The organism is Rhizobium phaseoli (assembly GCF_003985125.1).
Taxonomy (GTDB): Bacteria; Pseudomonadota; Alphaproteobacteria; order Rhizobiales; family Rhizobiaceae; genus Rhizobium; species Rhizobium phaseoli.
This window is the reverse complement of record NZ_ML133577.1, coordinates 53,853-72,504: the sequence shown is the minus strand read 5'-3', so window position 1 is coordinate 72,504 and position 18,652 is coordinate 53,853. Positions and strand designations below refer to the sequence as shown.

Annotated in this window: 17 protein-coding genes and 2 pseudogenes; 17 read left to right on the top strand and 2 right to left on the bottom strand. The window is 63.5% G+C overall.

Annotation, left to right across the window (positions count from 1 at the left end; translation table 11 throughout):
* Nucleotides 1–101: 101 nt before the first annotated feature.
* The 14 genes and pseudogenes from EFD56_RS20750 (at nt 102) to EFD56_RS20685 (ending at nt 13,414) form a co-directional block, all read left to right on the top strand.
* On the top strand, nt 102–665 hold the full coding sequence (locus EFD56_RS20750) for a hypothetical protein (protein ID WP_096478025.1): 564 nt from the start codon (nt 102–104) through the stop codon (nt 663–665).
* 167 nt (nt 666–832) lie between these two features.
* Nucleotides 833–1,756, top strand: a complete 924-nt coding sequence (locus EFD56_RS20745; protein WP_126906112.1) for an MYG1 family protein — start codon at nt 833–835, stop codon at nt 1,754–1,756.
* Nucleotides 1,757–1,928: 172 nt separating this feature from the next.
* Entirely contained in the window at nt 1,929–2,318 is a 390-nt protein-coding gene (locus tag EFD56_RS20740) for a c-type cytochrome (protein ID WP_029531344.1), read from the top strand.
* A 146-nt stretch (nt 2,319–2,464) separates the two neighbouring features.
* Nucleotides 2,465–3,283: a cytochrome c oxidase subunit II gene (locus EFD56_RS20735; protein WP_016733421.1), complete on the top strand. Its 819-nt coding sequence runs from the start codon at nt 2,465–2,467 to the stop codon at nt 3,281–3,283.
* Nucleotides 3,284–3,364: 81 nt separating this feature from the next.
* Complete coding sequence (locus EFD56_RS20730; protein ID WP_064831213.1) at nt 3,365–5,134, top strand: cytochrome c oxidase subunit I; 1,770 nt, start codon at nt 3,365–3,367, stop codon at nt 5,132–5,134.
* Entirely contained in the window at nt 5,131–5,844 is a 714-nt protein-coding gene (locus EFD56_RS20725) for a cytochrome c oxidase subunit 3 (RefSeq protein WP_016733420.1), read from the top strand. Before EFD56_RS20730 ends, EFD56_RS20725 begins: the two co-directional genes overlap by 4 nt.
* A gap of 11 nt (nt 5,845–5,855) precedes the next feature.
* Nucleotides 5,856–6,575 carry a heme-copper oxidase subunit III family protein gene (locus EFD56_RS20720; protein ID WP_016733419.1) on the top strand — a complete coding sequence of 240 codons (720 nt, stop codon included), beginning with the start codon at nt 5,856–5,858 and terminating at the stop codon, nt 6,573–6,575.
* 7 nt (nt 6,576–6,582) lie between these two features.
* The gene (locus EFD56_RS20715) at nt 6,583–6,948 is read left to right on the top strand and encodes a cytochrome C oxidase subunit IV family protein (protein ID WP_016733418.1); all 366 of its coding nucleotides are present in this window, start codon (nt 6,583–6,585) and stop codon (nt 6,946–6,948) included.
* 107 nt (nt 6,949–7,055) lie between these two features.
* The gene (locus tag EFD56_RS20710) at nt 7,056–7,637 is read left to right on the top strand and encodes a dienelactone hydrolase family protein (protein ID WP_126906111.1); all 582 of its coding nucleotides are present in this window, start codon (nt 7,056–7,058) and stop codon (nt 7,635–7,637) included.
* 115 nt (nt 7,638–7,752) lie between these two features.
* Nucleotides 7,753–8,511 (top strand): annotated as a pseudogene (locus EFD56_RS20705) (helix-turn-helix domain-containing protein); the annotation flags it as partial.
* Between the two features lie 519 nt (nt 8,512–9,030).
* Nucleotides 9,031–10,215 (top strand): efflux RND transporter periplasmic adaptor subunit, encoded by a 1,185-nt coding sequence (locus EFD56_RS20700; RefSeq protein ID WP_126906110.1) that lies wholly within the window; start codon nt 9,031–9,033, stop codon nt 10,213–10,215.
* Nucleotides 10,216–10,343: 128 nt separating this feature from the next.
* Nucleotides 10,344–11,041, top strand: a pseudogene (locus tag EFD56_RS20695) (ABC transporter ATP-binding protein).
* On the top strand, nt 11,038–12,177 hold the full coding sequence (locus EFD56_RS20690) for an ABC transporter permease (RefSeq protein ID WP_126906109.1): 1,140 nt from the start codon (nt 11,038–11,040) through the stop codon (nt 12,175–12,177). The pseudogene EFD56_RS20695 and the gene EFD56_RS20690 overlap by 4 nt, the downstream one beginning before the upstream one ends.
* A gap of 4 nt (nt 12,178–12,181) precedes the next feature.
* Complete coding sequence (locus EFD56_RS20685; protein ID WP_126906108.1) at nt 12,182–13,414, top strand: ABC transporter permease; 1,233 nt, start codon at nt 12,182–12,184, stop codon at nt 13,412–13,414.
* Between the two features lie 330 nt (nt 13,415–13,744).
* Here EFD56_RS20685 and EFD56_RS20680 read toward each other — a convergent pair whose 3' ends face one another.
* A complete protein-coding gene (locus EFD56_RS20680; RefSeq protein ID WP_126906107.1) occupies nt 13,745–15,091 on the bottom strand; it encodes a GAF domain-containing protein in 1,347 nt (448 codons plus the stop codon).
* Complete coding sequence (locus EFD56_RS20675; RefSeq protein ID WP_225882812.1) at nt 15,088–15,522, bottom strand: hypothetical protein; 435 nt, start codon at nt 15,520–15,522, stop codon at nt 15,088–15,090. Before EFD56_RS20675 ends, EFD56_RS20680 begins: the two co-directional genes overlap by 4 nt.
* Nucleotides 15,523–15,733: 211 nt before the next feature.
* Between EFD56_RS20675 and EFD56_RS20670 the strand changes: the two genes are divergently transcribed.
* The 3 genes from EFD56_RS20670 (at nt 15,734) to EFD56_RS20660 (ending at nt 18,512) form a co-directional block, all read left to right on the top strand.
* The gene (locus EFD56_RS20670; RefSeq protein ID WP_012484275.1) at nt 15,734–16,441 is read left to right on the top strand and encodes a hemerythrin domain-containing protein; all 708 of its coding nucleotides are present in this window, start codon (nt 15,734–15,736) and stop codon (nt 16,439–16,441) included.
* 67 nt (nt 16,442–16,508) lie between these two features.
* On the top strand, nt 16,509–16,715 hold the full coding sequence (locus tag EFD56_RS20665) for a hypothetical protein (protein ID WP_064831207.1): 207 nt from the start codon (nt 16,509–16,511) through the stop codon (nt 16,713–16,715).
* Between the two features lie 303 nt (nt 16,716–17,018).
* Nucleotides 17,019–18,512, top strand: coding sequence for a right-handed parallel beta-helix repeat-containing protein (locus EFD56_RS20660; protein ID WP_126906106.1), 1,494 nt, complete (start codon nt 17,019–17,021; stop codon nt 18,510–18,512).
* Nucleotides 18,513–18,652: the final 140 nt, after the last annotated feature.

Genomic DNA, 18,652 nt, shown 5'->3' with positions numbered 1-18,652 from the left:
GCTTCGAGGCTTCGCCCTTCGGACTGCGCACGCTCGCTGGTCTTTTTCTGCAATTTCGCTATGATTTTCCTGGGCCATGCCCGGTCAGACGGAGTTCCGCCATGCTCGAACGAAATCAGCTTCCCCTGCGCCCTGCCGCAACGAGTTTTGCCGCCGCCTGGGTCGCGATCATTGCCGGCGCCAGCGTCGCTCTCAGCCTGGTTCTTGCTTGCGTCACGCCTTTCGTGGCGCTTGCGGCGGTCTCGGCAGTCATACTTCCCCGGCGGATGGCGCTGAGGGCGGTGCTGCTGACCTGGCTTGCCAACCAGGCGGTCGGATATCTCGTCCTCGGCTATCCCCAGACCTTCGACAGTTTTGCCTGGGGACTGGCGATCGGGATTGCCGCATTTGCATCGCTTGCCGCGGCGCTCGGGGTGCTGCGCCTTGCGGCAGGCCTTGCCGTCACCATGGCCGGCGCCTTTATGGCCGGGTTCGTTGCTTACGAGGGCGTGCTATTTGCCGCCACGGCGGTGCTTCCGTCCGGCGACGGGGCGTTTTCGGCAGCTGTTGTCGCCGAGGTTCTGTTGATCAATTCTCTGGCCGCGATCGGACTCATCTGCCTACATGCCGGCGCGGCGGCCAGCCGCGCGCTTGTCGCGGCGCAGCCGGGACCGGTGCTGTCTTAGAGTTGCCCTTCAGACATATCGTTTGATCGCAAAACTGCTGCTCTCTCCGGCAATTGGCTGGCGCCCTGCGGAATGCGCAAAGACGGGTTGAGATCGTGGCCGGCAACGGCTATCTGGTTCGGACCCCGCAAGCGGACCTGCTGCGAACGACAAGGCGCATAATTTTCATGATCCCCGATTTCCTCGTCACCCATTCCGGTGGCTTCCATGCCGACGAACTGCTGTCGAGCGTCATCCTGACCCGGCTTTTTCCGGAGGCGCGCCTGATCCGCAGCCGGGCGCCGGCGTGGATCACGCCAGGGCAGGACCGGATCATCTATGATGTCGGCGGCGTTTATGACGCTGATGCCGGCATATTCGATCATCACCAGCGCGGCGCGCCGCTGCGCGACGATGGCCAGCCCTACAGCTCGTTCGGCCTGATCTGGAAACATTATGGCCGCGACTATCTCGCGGCTTGCGGCCTTCCCGCAGACCATGTCGAAGCCGTGCATAGCTCTTTCGATGCCAGCTTCGTGCTGCCGATCGATCTGACCGACAATGGTGCGCTCAGCCCTTCAGGACCGTTGGCGAACTTGACGCTGCCGACGCTGCTCGAGACCCTGAAACCGGTTTTCGACGAAGCGGAGCCCGAGGCTGACGATCGCGCTTTCCACGCGGCTCTTGCCATCGCCCGCAGTTTCGTCGAGGCGAGGATCGCCCAGAGCGCTGCAAAGTTGCGGGCCGAGGCAATCGTGCGTCAGGCAATCGACACCGCGGGGCAAGCGCGTGTTCTGGAGCTGCCGAGGGGCATGCCGTTCCGTGCTGCTATCGTCAAGGCTGGCGCCGATCACCTGCTGTTCGTCGTCCACCCGCGCGAAAAGGATTGGTGCGTTACCGGCATTCGCCGCGCCGAGGAGGGGTTCGCGCTCAGGGCCGACCTGCCCAAGGCCTGGGCCGGTCTTGCCAATGGAGAGCTGGAGGCGGTTTGCGGCGTAGAGGGCGCGAGCTTTTGCCACAACGGCCGTTTCATCGCGGCCGCCGCGACTCGGGAAGCGGCCCTTGCCATGGCCGAATTGGCGGTGCAGGAGGCGGTTTCGATCGGCGTCTAGGCCAAAGGCGTGGGATCGACACGCTATCAGACCGCGCTCAGATGCTTCGAATTGTGAGACCGATTGACTTGCACCGGCGAAGGACTAATCTTTAAGGCATGACAACCACCACCCACACGCGAATGATGCGAAGGGTGCGAGTGGCTGGCGACCTGGGAGGATGAGGTTTGCCGTGGACTATCGTGTTGTTCTGCTGATCGCCACATCCGTCATGGCCCTTTCCCCTGGTGTCGCAGGTGCGCAGGAGGGGGACGCGACGGCGGGTGCCACCGTTTTCAAGAAATGCGCAACCTGTCACATCGCCGATTCCGATACGAACAAGGTCGGTCCGTCCTTGAACAAGCTGTTCGGCCGTAAGGCCGGAACGCATCCCAACTTCGCCTATTCCAGCTCGATGAAGGAAGCTGGCGAGGGCGGCCTCGTGTGGGATGAGGCGACGTTGCGAGACTATCTCCACAATCCGAAAGCCAAGGTGAAGGGCACGAAGATGGCCTTTGCCGGCGTGAAGGACGATCAGGAAATTACCGATCTTATCGCCTATCTCAAGCAATATTCGCAATGATGGGCAATACCCCAAATGACGGGTCGCGGGCCCGCGGCGGATGGCTAAATTGCGGTATTTGCCGGTATTTTCTATCTGTGCGATAATAAACACGGACTTTTTGCGGAATACGGTTTCACGGTCAACCTGCTCGAGGAGGAGCGGAAATGGCTGTCGTGCTGATCCTCGTCCTGATTGTCGTCGGCTCCGTGCTGTTCCATGTGCTGAGTCCGTGGTGGTGGACGCCGATCGCGTCCAACTGGACCTATATCGACAGTACCCTCGTCATCACCTTCTGGATCACCGGCATCGTCTTCGTGGCGGTGGTTTCGTTCATGGCCTATTGCGTCTACCGCTTTCGCCACAAGCCGGGCAACCAGGCGCATTACGAGCCTGAAAACCGCAGGCTGGAGGTGCTGCTCGCCTCGGGAACGGCGGTCGGTGTCGCCGCCATGCTGGCGCCCGGCCTCATCGTGTGGAACCAGTTCATATCCGTGCCGGCCGATGCTGCATCGGTCGAGGTCGTCAGTCAGCAATGGCTGTGGAGCTTCCGCCTGCCGGGGGCGGACGGCAAACTCGGCCGTGCCGAGACGCGCGACGTCACGCCCGAGAACCCGCTCGGCCTCGACAAGAACGATGCGAACGGCCTCGACGACGTGATCGTCGAAGGCGGCGAGTTGCATCTGCCCATGGGCAAACCGGTGCACATCCTGTTGCGCTCGATCGATGTTCTTCACGATTTCTACGTGCCGGAATTCCGCGCCAAGATGGACATGATCCCCGGCATGGTCACCTATTTCTGGTTGACGCCGACGCGGACGGGCACCTTCGAGATCCTTTGCGCCGAACTCTGCGGCGTCGGTCATCCGCAAATGCGCGGCACCGTCGTGGTCGACAACGACACGGACTACCAGACCTGGCTCGGGCAACAGCAGACATTCACCCAGCTGACGGCGTCATCGGGAGAGCTGCCGCCGGCCAATTGACGCGGTGACGCGGTCGTAGGCCGGTTCAGGGAACCGGCGGGAAGACGGCCGGAGGCCGCATCGGGGAAAGGAAGAGAGATTATGGTCGAGATTCCGTCCGGCAGCATCCCCTCCGCCGAAGTCGAGGATGTCGAGCTTTATCATCCGCACAGCTGGTGGACGAGATATGTGTTTAGCCAGGATGCCAAGATCATCGCCGTGCAATATTCGATCACCGCGATCTCGATCGGCCTGGTGGCGCTGGTGCTTTCCTGGTTGATGCGGATTCAACTCGCATTTCCAGGCTATTTCGCCTTCATCGATGCCGATCACTATTACCAGTTCATCACCATGCACGGCATGATCATGGTGATCTATCTCTTGACGGCGCTCTTCCTCGGCGGTTTCGGCAACTACCTCATTCCGCTGATGGTCGGTGCGCGCGACATGGTATTTCCTTACGCGAACATGCTGAGCTACTGGATCTATCTGCTCGCGGTGCTGATCCTCGCCGCCGGCTTCTTCGCCCCGGGCGGGCCGACGGGGGCCGGCTGGACCCTTTATCCGCCGCAATCCGTTCTATCAGGCACGCCGGGCGGCAAGGATTGGGGCATCCTTCTGATGCTCACCTCGCTGATCGTCTTCATCATCGGCTTCACCATGGGCGGGCTGAACTATGTGGTAACGGTGCTGCAGGGGCGGGCGCGGGGGATGACGCTGATGCGGATGCCGCTCACCGTCTGGGGCATCTTCACCGCCACCGTGATGGCGCTGCTTGCCTTTCCGGCACTCTTCGTCGCCTGCGTCATGATGCTCTTCGACCGGGTGCTCGGCACCAGCTTCTTCATGCCCGCCATCGTCGAGATGGGCACGCAGCTGCAGCATGGCGGCGGCAGCCCGATCCTGTTCCAGCATCTGTTCTGGTTTTTCGGCCATCCCGAGGTCTATATCGTCGCGCTGCCGGCTTTCGGCATCGTATCGGACCTGATCAGCACGCATGCGCGCAAGAACATCTTCGGCTACCGGATGATGGTCTGGGCGATCGTCATCATCGGGGGCTTAAGCTTCGTCGTCTGGGCGCACCACATGTATGTCAGCGGCATGCACCCGGCCTTCGGCTTCTTCTTTGCCACCACGACGCTGATCATCGCCATTCCGACGGCGATCAAGGTTTACAACTGGGTGCTGACGCTCTGGCGCGGCGACATCCACCTGACGCTGCCGATGCTCTTTGCGCTCGCCTTCATCGTCACCTTCGTCAATGGCGGGCTCACCGGCCTCTTTCTCGGCAATGTCGTCGTCGACGTGCCGCTGTCGGATACGATGTTCGTCGTCGCGCATTTCCACATGGTCATGGGGGTTGCGCCGATCCTCGTCATCTTCGGGGCGATCTATCACTGGTATCCGAAGGTGACCGGGCGCATGCTGGACGAGACGCTCGGCCACATCCACTTCTGGATCACCTTCCTCGGTACCTATGCAATCTTCTTTCCGATGCATTATCTCGGCCTGCTCGGCGTGCCGCGCCGCTACTTCGAGATGGGAGAGACCGCCTTCGTTCCGCCTTCGGCGCATACGCTGAACATCTTCATCACCGTCATGGCGCTCGTCGTCGGCGCCGGCCAGATGGTCTTCCTGTTCAATCTGGTCTGGAGCCTTTTCTGCGGCCGGGAGGCTGGCGGCAATCCTTGGCGGGCAACGACGCTTGAGTGGCAGACGCCGCAGACGCCGCCTGCCCACGGCAACTGGGGCAGGGACCTGCCTGTCGTCTATCGCTGGGCCTATGACTACAGCGTGCCGGGGGCGGCCGAGGATTTCATTCCGCAGAATGTGCCGGCAAGCGATGGCGTCACCCGCGAGGCTCCGGCATGAACGTCATCCTGCTTTTCCTTGCCGCCATCGCCGCCATCATCATCTGGTGGCTTTCAGGGCAGCGGCTGACCTCGAAGCCCTGGCTGGAAACTGGGTCTGTGCAGCTGCCCGATCATCATGGCACCGACCGGCCGCCGCTGCCGGCGGTGAAGATTGGCCTCTTCGTGTTTCTCGGCGTCGTCGGCGCGCTCTTCAGCCTTGCCGTCAGCGCCTATTTCATGCGTGCGGCGTCGGCGGACTGGTGGGGGATGCCGGTTCCGCGCCTCCTCTGGGTGAACACCGCGGCGCTTGCGTTGAGCAGTGCTGCCCTGCAATGGGCGAAACGTGAAGCGGGGCATGGCCGCATGGAAAGCCTGCGGCCGGCGCTCGTGACAGGGCTTGCGCTTGCCGTCTTCTTTCTCGCCGGGCAGATCCAGGTATGGCGGGAGCTGACGGCGGCGGGCTACGTGCTTGCCGACAATCCCGCTAACAGCTTCTTCTATATGCTGACCGGCCTGCACGGGCTGCATATCCTCGGCGGGCTCGCCGTGCTCACGCATACGACGGCCAGGGCATTTTCATCAGACGTCGCGCCGGAGAGGCTCAGCCTCAGCGTCGATCTTTCCGCGATCTATTCGCATTTCATGCTCGCCGTCTGGCTGCTGCTCTTCGCGCTCTTTGCCGGCTGGGCGAATGACTTCGTCGATCTCTGCCGCACACTACTGAACTAAGGGGTTTGCAGATGGCACAGACTATCGAGACACACGGCGGGGCAGACCTCAGGCCGGCAGGCCTTCGCGGTGTCGCCGCCGATTTCAGCTCGGATCAGCGCGCCTTCAAGACCGCCTCCTGGGGCAAGGCGATGATGTGGATCTTCCTGCTCAGCGACACTTTCGTCTTCGGCTGTTTCCTGATCGCCTATATGACCGCCCGCATGTCGACGCCCGTTCCATGGCCCAATCCGAGCGAAGTTTTCGCGCTGCATATCGGCGGTGCGGACGTGCCGTTGATCCTGATCGCGATCATGACCTTCGTGCTGATCTCGAGCAGCGGCACCATGGCGATGGCGGTCAATTTCGGCTATCGCCGCGACCGCCGCACGACGGCGATCCTGATGCTGCTGACAGCGCTTCTCGGTGCAACCTTCGTCAGCATGCAGGCCTTCGAATGGACGAAGCTGATCACCGAAGGCGTTCGCCCCTGGGAGAACCCATGGGGGGCGGCGCAGTTCGGATCGACCTTCTTCATGATCACGGGCTTTCACGGCACCCATGTCACGATCGGCGTCATCTTCCTCCTCATCGTCGCCCGCAAAGTCTGGCGCGGCGATTTCGACGTGGAACGGCGCGGCTTCTTCACGAGCCGGAAAGGCCGCTACGAGGCCGTCGAGATCATGGGCCTCTACTGGCACTTCGTCGACCTGGTCTGGGTCTTCATCTTCGCATTTTTCTATCTGTGGTGAGGTCGTCATGAACGAGACAACGGCGCATGCACACATCGAAACGGCGCATGCACAGGCACATACCGGACAGCAGCACCCGATCGGGCTCTACTTCTTCGTCTGGGGCCTGCTCTTCGTGCTCAGCGCGGCCTCCTACATGGTCGATTATCTCGGCATCCAGAGCTATCTCAGGTGGACGCTGATCCTGCTGTTCATGATGCTGAAGGCCGGGCTGATCGTCGCCGTCTTCATGCACATGGCCTGGGAACGGCTGGCGCTCGTCTACGCCATCCTGCTGCCGCCGGTGCTGGTGCTGGTCTTCGTCGCACTGATGGTATCGGAATCGCATTATACGATCTTCACCCGGCTCGCCTTCTTCGGCGCGGCGCCGTAGAACCGGCCATCGCGGCAGAGGTGCGACATCGGGGACGACCGCCGCGAGCCTAAATCCGGACTGCTCAGAACTTATCAAATGTGCCGACATCTCGACGGGAGGCGCCTATGGCTGAAATCTTGCTGTTCCATCACGCGCAGGGGCTGACGCCTGGAGTGCACGCCTTCGCCGACGATATCAGGGCTGCCGGCCACATCGTGCATACGCCTGACCTGTTCGATGGCCGAACGTTCGGCAGCATCGAGGACGGTCTCGCCTATATCGGCGAGATCGGATTCGGCGCCGTCCGGGAGCGCGGCGTCCGGGTCGCCGACGAATTGCCTGCCGAACTTGTCTATGCCGGTTTCTCATTCGGCGTGTTGCCGGCGCAGAAGCTGGCACAAACGCGGCCAGGAGCGCGTGGAGCTCTGCTTTTCTATTCCTGCCTGCCGATCAGCGGCGAGTGGGCCTTCGGACCCTGGCCGGACGGCGTCGCCGTCCAGATCCACGGCATGGACAACGATCCGATCTTCGTCGGCGAGGGCGACATCGATGCCGCCCGCGAGATCGTGGCGAAGGTCGAGGACGCCGAGCTCTTTCTCTACCCTGGCGATCAGCATTATTTCGCCGACAGCTCGCTGCCGTCCCATGATGCGCATGCGACTGCGCTCCTGACTGCCCGCGTCATTGAATTCCTGAAGCGCCGCTGATCCGGCGTTCCCGGCTTGCTCGCTCCCTGGACTCCAATCCAAAAAATCCGCGTAAAAAATCGGGTCCTAAAACATGATGGAGGTCGCGCCGGACGAGGATGTCGGCGATGATGGCAGGCGGCCATTGCCGGCGCGCATTGCGCTGCATGCCGTGCCCGCCGCCGTCATCCTGCTGCTGATGGTATTCTGGCGGGAAGCGATCGACATCGCGCTGGTGCTCATCTTCGTCGGTTACGCCCTGGCGATCCTGCTGCTGATGCGTCCGGGTGCGGATGCGCTTCGCCTTGCGCCTTTCGAAGGAGCGGTGCCGGCCTATCGGGCGATCATCTTTGCGGCGGCCGCACTGTGCCTGTCGGCCGCCGTCGATGCTTTCGTCTTCTTCGACTTCACCTGGGCGCATGGCGAGCACGCGCTGACGCTGATCAGCGTCGGCAATCTTGTCGCCCTCGTCATTCTCGGGATTGCCGCTGCCGCGGCCAGCCGCAGCCGGGCGCCTGATGAAACAGTGGAAACGGCGCCGAGGCCCGAAACGACCGAGGACAGGGAGACGATCGCAACTGTCGATGCGTTGATGGAGGCAAAGAAGCTCTATCGCGACGCCAATCTCAATCTCGACCGGCTGGCCCGCAAGGCCGGCATTCCCGCGCGCCAGATCTCGGCAGCGATCAATCGGGCGATGGACAAGAACGTCTCGCAATATGTCAATGATTACAGGGTCGGCGAGGCATGCCGGCTGCTCGCCGGAACGGAAAAACCGGTCACCGAGGTGATGTTCGAGGTCGGCTTCCAGACCAAGTCCAATTTCAACCGCGAATTCCGCCGGGTGACGGATATGACGCCAGTGGCCTGGCGGCAGAGGAAGGCGGAGGGGTAGGGGATATTCAGGCTGATCTCATAAGTGCCGCCGCGCCGCGCCCTCTCCGCGCTTTCATCTCACCTGCCGCCCGGCACGACGATCAGCCCTCATGGTGAGGAGGCCCGTAGGGCCGTCTCGAACCACGAGGGCGGGTGGCTACGCGCTTTAAGCCTTGTCCATTGTCGGAGCGGACACGGTGGCCGACCATCGTCCTTCGAGGCCCCAGGCGGGGCGCCTCGGGATGAGGGCGGAGAGACCGAGCGGCCACCAGCGCTTCGACGTATGGGCAGGCCACCCGCCCTCGCGGCGGCCTGGCGGGCCTGCTCACCATAGGGCTAATTGTTGCGCGCTGCGGCTTGGCTCTCGGTGGCAGGGCGCCCGCGTTCTCCACTGACATAAGCCGCAACCTGCCTCCGCCCTCATCCTGAGGTGCCCCGCGGGGGCCTCGAAGGACGAGGCCGGCCACTGCAGGGTACACAATCGCGATCGAGGACGTTTCGGATCGCGTTCGAGGGCGCGATTTCTGCCGGGTCGGCGATGTTTGGCGGCATGAACACGATATCAGAACACGACCGAGACCTTGCCACCAAACTGAGATCGCTTTCGATCGAGCCGGCGGCCTTCAAGACAGAGTTGCCGGAGGCTCTTCCCCGGCGGCGCATCATCCCTGGGGCAATGCTCCTCCTTGCTGTGGCGGCATCGCTGGCGCTGGTTCCTTTTTATGGAGCTCCGACGATGGAACGTATCGACGCAGTAATTGCGGGTGGCCAGCTTGCGATAGCTGCTCATGAAGCGGCGGCGCCGGCGGGACGCGGTGCCGCTGTCGAGGGAAGGCGGACTCCGGTCGATGATGGCGCGAACCGCACGGCCTTGCCGACCCGTGAGGTTACCGGCTCCGGCTATGTCGTGGCGCCCGACACCGCCGTCGTCTTTTCCAAATATGAGGGCCGGATTGTCGCCGTCGAAGTCGAAGGGGGCGACAAGGTCGCGGTGGGGCAGGTGCTGGTGCGGCTCGACGATGCGGGCGCCCGGTTTGCGCTTCGCGGCGCGGAGATATCATGGCGAGCGGCGGAATTGGTGCTTGCGGCGAGGAACATAGCGCTTGCGCAGGCGCGGTCTTCGCTCACGCGCATCGAGCGGCTTGCCGGGCGCGATGCAATGTCCGCGCAGGCGCTGGAAGAGGCGAAAACCGCTTTCGACACGGCCGAGAATGGCGCGGAGCAGGCCCGGCAGGATCTCGAAAAGGCCAGGCTCGATATCGACAGGGCGCGCGAACAGGTCGAGGCGCTTGTCCTGACCGCGCCGATTTCGGGCACCGTGACGCGGCTTGATGCGCATGTCGGCGACACCGTGCTGTCGCGCGAAGACAGCGTGCGGGAGAATGAAAGCCTGCTTGCGATTGCCGATACGGCAAGCCTAGTCATCGATGCGGATGTGGCCGAGACCAATATCGCGCTGATGCGGCCGGGTCTCGCAGGCGAAGCGGTGCTCGACGGTTTTCCCGATCAGCCTTTCGCGGTCGAAGTGGCGAAGATCGCGCCCGTCATTTCCCGGGAGAAGGGGACGGCGACGCTGCGCCTGTCGTTCACGTCGCCGCCCTCCGGCATACGGCCTGCGATGGCGGCGCGCATCCGGCTTGTGGTGGGCGAGGGGAGCGCGGGCGCTCATCACCCGCCCCCGTCCTTCGAGGCTCCGGCCGTTGGCCTACGCACCTCAGGATGAGGGCCGATCGGTGTGCCGTGTGGCTGGGCGATCGGTCTCTCCGCCTCATCCTGAGGCCCCGCAGGGCCTCGAAGTACGCGGGCGGCGCGGCCCCTACGACGTGACATTCATCACCAAGGAGAAAAACAATGACCGACACGCAAGATCCCTTCATCGCGCTCGCCGGCGTCAAAAAGGCATTCAGGATCGGGACGGAGATCATCCCGATCTTTTCCGGCCTCGATCTTGCCATGCCGCGCGGCGACTTCGTCGCGGTCATGGGGCCGTCGGGTTCCGGAAAATCGACGCTGCTGAATATGCTCGGCGGCATCGACAGTCCCGACGCGGGCGAAATCCGGATCGGGCGCAGCCGTCTCGAGCAGATGGGCGAGGGCGCCAGGGCGGCCTGGCGGGCGCATGGGATGGGGATCGTCTTCCAGTTCTACAATCTGCTGCCGATGCTGAATGCGGCAGAGAATATCGAGCTGCCTCTGCTTTGAAGCCGCTGGGACGGAGGCAGCGGCGGGCGCGCGTCGATACGGTCATGGATCTCGTCGGGCTTTCCGGGCGGCAGCGGCAGTTTCCCTCGAGCATGTCGGGCGGGCAACAGCAGCGGGTGGGCATCGCGCGCGCCATCGTCGGCGATCCCGATCTTCTTCTGTGCGACGAACCGACCGGCGATCTCGACCGGAAATCGGCGAATGACATTCTCGAAATGCTCGGCTTCCTCAACCGCGAGCTCGGCAAGACCATCGTTATGGTCACGCATGATCCCGAGGCCGCTGCCTTTGCCCGGCGCACGCTAACGCTCAACAAGGGCGAATTCACCGAGGGGCGGGGCCGATGACCTTCTTCCAGCTGATGCGGCGCAATGCCTGGCGCAAGCGGCTGCGCGCCATCCTGTTGATGCTTTCGGTCGGCATCGCCTTTCTGATCTACGGGCTGACCGCGAGCTTCGTTGCCGGCAGCCAGGGGGCGGCGGGCGCCAGCGACAATCTGCTCGGCGTCTTCAACAAATCGGGCCGCGGCCTGCCGCTGCCGCTTGCCTATCTGAGCCGGATCGCCGCCGAGCCCCATGTCGCTGCCGTCGCCTATATCGCGCGCATGCGCGGGTTCGTCGATGTCGAGAAGAATGTGGTGGCCGTCAGCGCCGTCGATCCGCAGGCGATCGCCGCCGCCAATGGCAAGGAGCTCGGGTTGACGCCCGATCTGATCGCGGCGCTCGTGGAGGGCGACGACCGGGTGCTGGTCGGCCGGGCGCTGGCTGATGCGCAGGGCTGGTCTGTCGGCCAGCGCATCGGCATCACCAGCCAGATGATCAGGGCCGACGGCAGCCGCAACTGGAGCTTTACGATCGCGGGTATCTTCCAGGGCGCCGATGCCAGCACCGACACCTATTTCATCATCGCCCGCTACGATGCAATCAATGCGGCGCGCGCCCGCGACAGGGATACGGTCGATGCCTTCGTGGTGCGTCCGCGCCAGGGCATTTCGCCAGCCGTGCTGGCGGCGCGCATCGATGCGCTCTTCGCCAATTCGGCGGCTGAGACGCGCACCCGATCGGAGAAGCAGTTCCTCGAGGCGTTCCTCCGGCAGTTCGCCGATATCGGCCTGATCGTCGGCCTCGTCGTCGGCGCCGCCTTCGTGACGATCCTGATGATCGCTGTGAACACCATGCTCTTTGCGCTGAGAGAACGTCGCTTCGAAATCGGCGTCATGAAAGTGCTCGGATTTTCGGGCGGGCGGATCGTGGCGCTGATCCTCGGCGAGACGCTATTCATCTTCGCCGTCGGCGGCGCCTGCGGGCTCGCGCTTGCCAAGCTCGCGACGTACCTGATCGGGCCGGCTTTCGGCCTCGTCTTCAGTCCGGCGGTGCTGCTGAAATCCGCCGCCATCATCGCCGGGCTCGGCCTGCTGACCGGGTTGCTGCCGGCTTTCAGCGCCATGCGGCTGCCCATCGTCAACGCTTTCAGAACGAGATAATCCAATGTCTTCAGCGCTCAAGCAGATCTTTCTCATGATCAGAGTCAATCTCGGCAGCCTGCCCAGGCGGCACGCGATCTCGCTGTCGATGGTGCTGTCGGTGGCGCTCGTCGTGGCGGTGCTCGCCGGATTTCTGGCCATGGCACGCGGCTTCGAGGCAGCGCTTGCCGGTGCGGGCTCCCCGGATATCGCCGTCATCCTCGGCGGCGGCACCAACCAGGAGGCCGGCTCGGACGTGCCTGCCGAGGCGATCCGCAGCCTTGCGACGGGCGACACCGGGATTGCTCGCAACCCCGGGATTACTCGCGGCGGTCGGGGCGATGGGGCGGGCGGATTGACGATGTCGCGCGAGGTCGTCGTTCCCCTCGATGTCAGGGCCGCCGATGGTGTCGAGCAGACGCTGTCGCTGCGGGGCATGGACCCGGCCGGGCCTGCGATGCGCGAGCGTGCCCGGCTTTCAGAGGGGCGGCCGTTTGTCCCGGGCGGCCGTGAGATTGTCGTCGGCGCCCGCCTCGCGGATGCCTTCCCAGGCCTTGCCGTCGGCGACACGGTGCGGCTCGGCGCTGTCGACTGGCGGGTCGCCGGCCATTTCACATCAGGCGGTAGCGCCTTCGAATCCGAGATCTGGGCTGATCTCGAAGCCGTGCAATCGGCCTTCGACCGGCAGGGGCAGGTGCAGAGCCTGCGGGTGCGGCTTGCCGGCGACGATCCGCAAAAGGCGCTGGCGGCGCTGCGGGAACGGCTGTCCACGCTGCCGGGTCCGCCGCTTGCCGCCGTCTCCGAGGCCGATCTCTATGCCGGCCAGGCCGAGCGCACCAAGAGCCTGATCCGCCTGTTCGGCTGGCCGATCGCGCTTCTGATGGTAATTGGCGCAACCGCCGGAACCTTGAACACAATGATGAGCTCGGTTTCCGATCGCGCGGTCGAGATCGCCACGCTGCGCCTCCTCGGCTTCGCCCGCCTGCCGGCCTTCGCCGCCACCTGGGTGGAGGCGGTGCTGCTCTCGGCTGTTGGAGCGGCAATCGGCGCCATCGCCTCCCGGCTCGCCTTTGACGGCTGGCAGGCGAGCACGATGGGCGCCAACAACACGAAGATGGCATTTCAGCTGGTCGTGACGCCGGAGGTGCTTTTGACGGCGGGTTTGCTCGGGCTGGCGGTCGGGGTGATCGGCGGCGCCCTGCCGGCACTGGCGGCCGCGCGGCTGCCGCTCAGCGCCGCGTTGCGGGCGAGGGGGTAGGAACACGATTCCGGCTGTCTTGGAGGCTGTGCCTTGTGGCCCGTCATCTGCCTGCCGGCATCAGCCTGGGCGAGCCACGGGTCTCGCCTGTCCTTCGGACCCCCGAGGGGAGAAGCGGGCAAGTCGCGAGCTTCGCGTCCATAAGGGATGCGTCCGAGAAGGGCGAGACGTTGCCTCGACTCCTCTTCGCCCCAGCGGGGAGAATATGCCGGCAGGCAGATGAGGGGGCCACACGGCAAAACTTTTATTGCCTGCACCCATCCTTACACGTTGCAGCTTTCCAGTGCCTTAGCGAGCGAAACGCGCCAAGCAGCGAAACCCGCCACCCGCTCACTCATCCACCACCTCGATCTCCGGCCGCCCGGCGAGCGTCAGCCGCAGGCGGCCGCGGTCGGCGCGTTCGAGTGTGATCGGGCCTGCCTTCTCCTCCAGGCGCCGGCGCAGGAGGATCAGCCGGGTTTCCAGATTGTCCTTGAAATCGGGCAGTTGCAGGCGACGGTCACGGCGGATCTCGCGGTTCAGGAAGTCCCGCTTGCCGGTGCGCGCATAATCTTCGAGGAAATGCAGGAGCAGCCGCCCCGGCACGCCGCGGATCAGATAGTCGTCGTCGACGAACAGCGAGCCGTCGCGCGGATAGAAGCGCACGGATATGCGCCGGCCGGCGGGCAAGCTGCCGGCCTGATCGGCCGGGGCGTCGGCCTTTTCCCGCCCATTCGTCTCCGCCCGCTCGCGTTCCTCGGACAGGAAGGAGAGCGCGGTGGCGAGATGGGCTGCGATCACGATCAGCGCCTCCTCGTCGCGATGGCGGAAGGTGAAGCGCTCGGTCGATTCCGAAAACAGCACGCCGACAAGCCTTCCCCGCGCGACAAGCGGCAGCGCGATCTGGCTCAGCGGCTTGTCGAGCGCCGGAAGCGGGATCGGTGTCGCATCCTCGACGCCCGCCATGGCCTGCACGGCCTGGAGATAGCGCAGACCGCGACTGAGATCGGTGATCCGCACGTTGCGGCGCCGCTCGGCCGCAAGCCCGATAATACCGCGCCCCGCCGGAACCTCGGCGCCGAAGCCGAACTGGTCGTAGCCTCGGCTGCCGATTGTCGTCAGCCCGCCGCGTTCGCCGTCCGGCACCAGCACCATGGAATTGTGGTAGCCGAAGAGCTCGCCCAGGCCCTCGAGCGTGGCGTCGAGCAGTGATTCCGGATCGCCGCAATCCGACATCCGTGCCGTCAGCCGTGCCACCTTGCCCATCAGGTCGGGCAGAAAGAGCGGCTCCGGTTCGACCAGCGGATTGGCCGCCGGCACTGCCCGACAGTTCTCAACCCGGTAGATGTCGACGGCGCGCAGCTTCATGATCCCGCTCATCCGGCTTTCCAGGATCTCCAGGTGGATCGCCACCTGCTCGAACGTCTCGCCCTCCGTCTCGGAACGCTCGAACACCAAGTCGAGCATGTGCTGCTGGCCGCTATAGCCGTCGACCACCATCACGCTCGCAAGCCCGTTGCGCTCCACATTGGTGGCGGTCTTGGAGAAGAACTGGTTGGAGAGTGCCACGTGCCTCTCATCGACGTAATGCACGTGCGAGAGATAGGAAATATTGGGCATTCCGTCGGCATCGGCGGTGGCGATGATGGAGGGAATGATGCCCTCGAAGCTGTCCCGCAGCGCTTCCAGCGGAATCATGCGGCGGCTTCCGGCATCAGCCTGCGTCCGGCGCCTGGTCCCGGCGTCTGCTCGAAGATCGCCTGCGGCTCGATCGTCAGGCAGACGAGGTCCCGGTCCGACAGCGTGCTGGAGAGCTGCATGCGGGTGACGCCCAACGCCAGCATTCGCGCCAGCTGTTCTGCGACATAGGCTTCGCCCTGTGCCCGGGCGGCGGCATCCGCCGGCCCCGCCGTGAGGATCCGGCCCTTGATCTGGCAGGCCTTATAGTCGGCGGGCCGCACATAGGTCATGGCAATCGGCCGGCCGACCTGCGCCTCGCTGACGGCTTCCGGCCATTGGCAGCGGGAGGCGAGAAAGTGCAGATGCCCGCTCTGCCGGTCGACGCGCACGCCGGAGCCGCGGCCGATCATCGGCCGGCCGGCCTCGTCGCGCGTCGCGAACAGGATCATGACAGGACTTTCTATGAATTCTGCGAGTTCCGGCCCCAGCATGCTTTTCCCCATCCCGAAGTCAGGCGATAATAGTGACTTAGGATATTCTTAGCAATCGTTCCAAGTGCTTAGGATGGTTTTAGGAAGCGCCTCGCAAGCGCCTCGGTTATCTCCCGGTCATCAGCCCGGCGCACGAAAAGAGGCGCCTGATAACGAGAGGAAAACCATCATGAGCCATGAATTCTCGCTTACCAGCATTCCAGATCTCAACGGCCGTTACGACATTTACGGTGCGATCCACAAGGGCCTGCGCAAGGCCGGCTGCGACCTGCTCGGACGCCTCGGCACGGCCGATTTCCAGAATGTCGAGGAGACGGTCTTCCTGATCGGCGACCTGCGCCATTACCTGATGCTGGCCGCCTCCCATGTCACGCACGAAGACGACAACATCCACACCGCGCTGGCCGACAAGGGCGTCTCGACCGTCACGCTCGACGAGCAGCACGACGACCACCGCACTGCCTTCCGCGAGCTGGAAGAACTTGTGGTCGCCTGGGAAAGAGCATGGCCGCTCAACAAGGCGGCCTGCGGCCGCAAGCTTTATCTCGCCTTTGCCGCTTATCTCGCCGACGACTTCGCGCATATGCACGAGGAGGAGGCGGTGACCGGCCCGCTGCTGTGGCGCAACTTCGACGACCAGGAAATCTTCGGCATCGAGATGCGCATCATCGGCTCCCTGCCGCCGGAGAAGAGCATGGCCTTCATGCGTATCATGATCCCGGCCATCAATCCGGCGGAGCGGGCCGCACTGCTCGGCGCCATGAAGAAGGATGCGCCGCCGGAAATCTTCCAGGCGGTCATCGACTTCGCCGTCCGCCCAGGGCTTTCAGCCGGCGACTTCGCCAAGCTTGCCGACGCGCTGAAGCTGGCGGCCTGAGAAAACGGCCGCGGGCGGCGGTCCGAAGCTCCGCCCGCGGCATCCGGTGAATATCAGGAGAAGACCCATGTGCAAGCCAAACGGCGAGGCCGGCATTCCGGCCAAGTGTCCGCGCCGCGGCGACTGTCGCGGCTGCCCCCATTTTGCTTTCGAAGATGGCGAGCGAGAGGATCGCCGCACAGCGCCCGGTCCACGGATCTGGGCCGGGCGCCAGTCCGCCGATCTGGTGGCGAAATTCGCCGAAGGGCTCGGCGCGGCGAGTCTTCCTGAATGACGCGAGGCCAGGAGCGAATCATCTGTGGCGCGTTCGAAGGGGAGGGAAGGTACGATAGCGTACAACCGCGATTTATTCGCCCTTGGGTCGCCCGTTTATGAGGCTGGGTTGCAGCTTTCTCGCGGATGATCGGAGCTCGCGCCATTGCCTGGGAATAAGATTCGCGAACTGGACCGCTGCCGCATTGACAACATCTTCTCGCCTTTTTGCCGTGGACGTTTGCCCGCGCCGCATTCCCGATCAGCCGATTCCGGCCGGTCGCGCGGCGACATAGCGATCCGATGAACAGGGCAACATGGCGATATGACAATCTACTATGTGAACTCAGCGACTGGCTCCGACCGCAACAGCGGAACGGGCCAGAACTCGGCTTTTGCGACTTTGTCCAAAGTGGAATCCTTGACGCTGAAACCGGGCGACAGCGTGCTGCTCGCCAAGGGAAGCGTCTTCAACGAGCAATTCGATATCAAATATTCCGGCACCGAGAGCGCGCCGATCAAGATCGGCAGTTACGGCACGGGTGACGCACCCGTCATCCATAGCGGCGATGACGGCATTCACAGCCTTTACGCATCGAACATCGTCATCGAGAATCTCAAAATATCCAATAGCGGCGGTGCGGCCATTTATGGCGGCAATGTCTCGAACTGGACGGTCAGACACGTCGAGGTCGACAAGGCCGGATCGTCGGCAGAAGCGGGTTCGGTGACTTTTCGCAACAGCAAGAACATCACGGTCGCAGACAGCAAGATAGCAGGTGTCAACAGCGACGGCATCTGGATCGAAAAGGTCGATGGCATCAAACTTCTCAACAACACGGTTACAAACAGCCATGGCGCCAGGGCCGATTCGGTCCAGGTGAACGACAGCAGCAATATTCTGATCCAGGGCAATCATCTCGATCAGACGCAAGCCGACAGTTCGAAAGGCGTCATAGCGCTGGTGCGGGCGACCAATGCCGTAGTCGAGGACAATACGCTGACCGGCGGCGGCTTTGGTATCAGCGCCCCCGCGGGCAAGAATGTCGCCATCCGCGACAATGATATATCGGGCTTTCACGGCTACGATTGGTCGTTCGCCGTCGGTCTCGGCGATCAGGGCGATAGCAGAGATTACGATATCGCGGGCAACCATATCCACGATGGAGCATGGGGCGTGGTCGTCACTGCTCCCGTCGACGGCACGAGCTATGTCCGCAGCGGTATCAAGGTCCATGACAATGTCTTCGACGACCTCACGCAGTCGGCGCTGAAAGTCGACCGGCCGGCATCCGGCTCCTTCTACAACAATACCATCGAAAGCGGTGTCAAGGCCTACAGCATATCGCCGGCGGTCGCCGACGCGCATACTTTTTCCGTCAGCAACAACCATACAGTCGCCAATGTCGAGACGGCGCTGGCGACGACTGCCACCACGGCGGCGGCAACGACGGACGCGGTCGCGGATCCGGCGGTTGTCGCGGTTCATGACAATTTGAAGATCATCACAGATACGGGCGAGGCCCATCGCGGCAATCTCCTGGAAAACGACAGCTCCGACAATGGCACCCTGTTGCTTCGCCGCTTCGGGAATGAAAGCGTCGGGAAGCATGGTCTGACCCTGACCGGAGAATACGGTGTCATCCACGTCGACCGGGACGGGAGCTATGCCTATACGCTGGATGAGACGAAGCTGCCTGCCGATCATGATGGACATGTGAGCGAAACCTTCCACTACGGGATCAACGATGGAACATCGCAGCATAGCGACGGGGATACGATGACCGTCTTCATCCATATGGATGGCCTGCTGAGCTAAGGGGCGGGCAAGCAGCCCTCGCGGACTTGACGCAGAGGCGCCCTGGGAGGGCGCCTCGAAGGATTTCCTGTCGGCAGCCGCCGCTCGTCGGCCTGCTGTCCAGCTTGCCGGACGTGAATTGCCGGACGCTGCGTTACCAT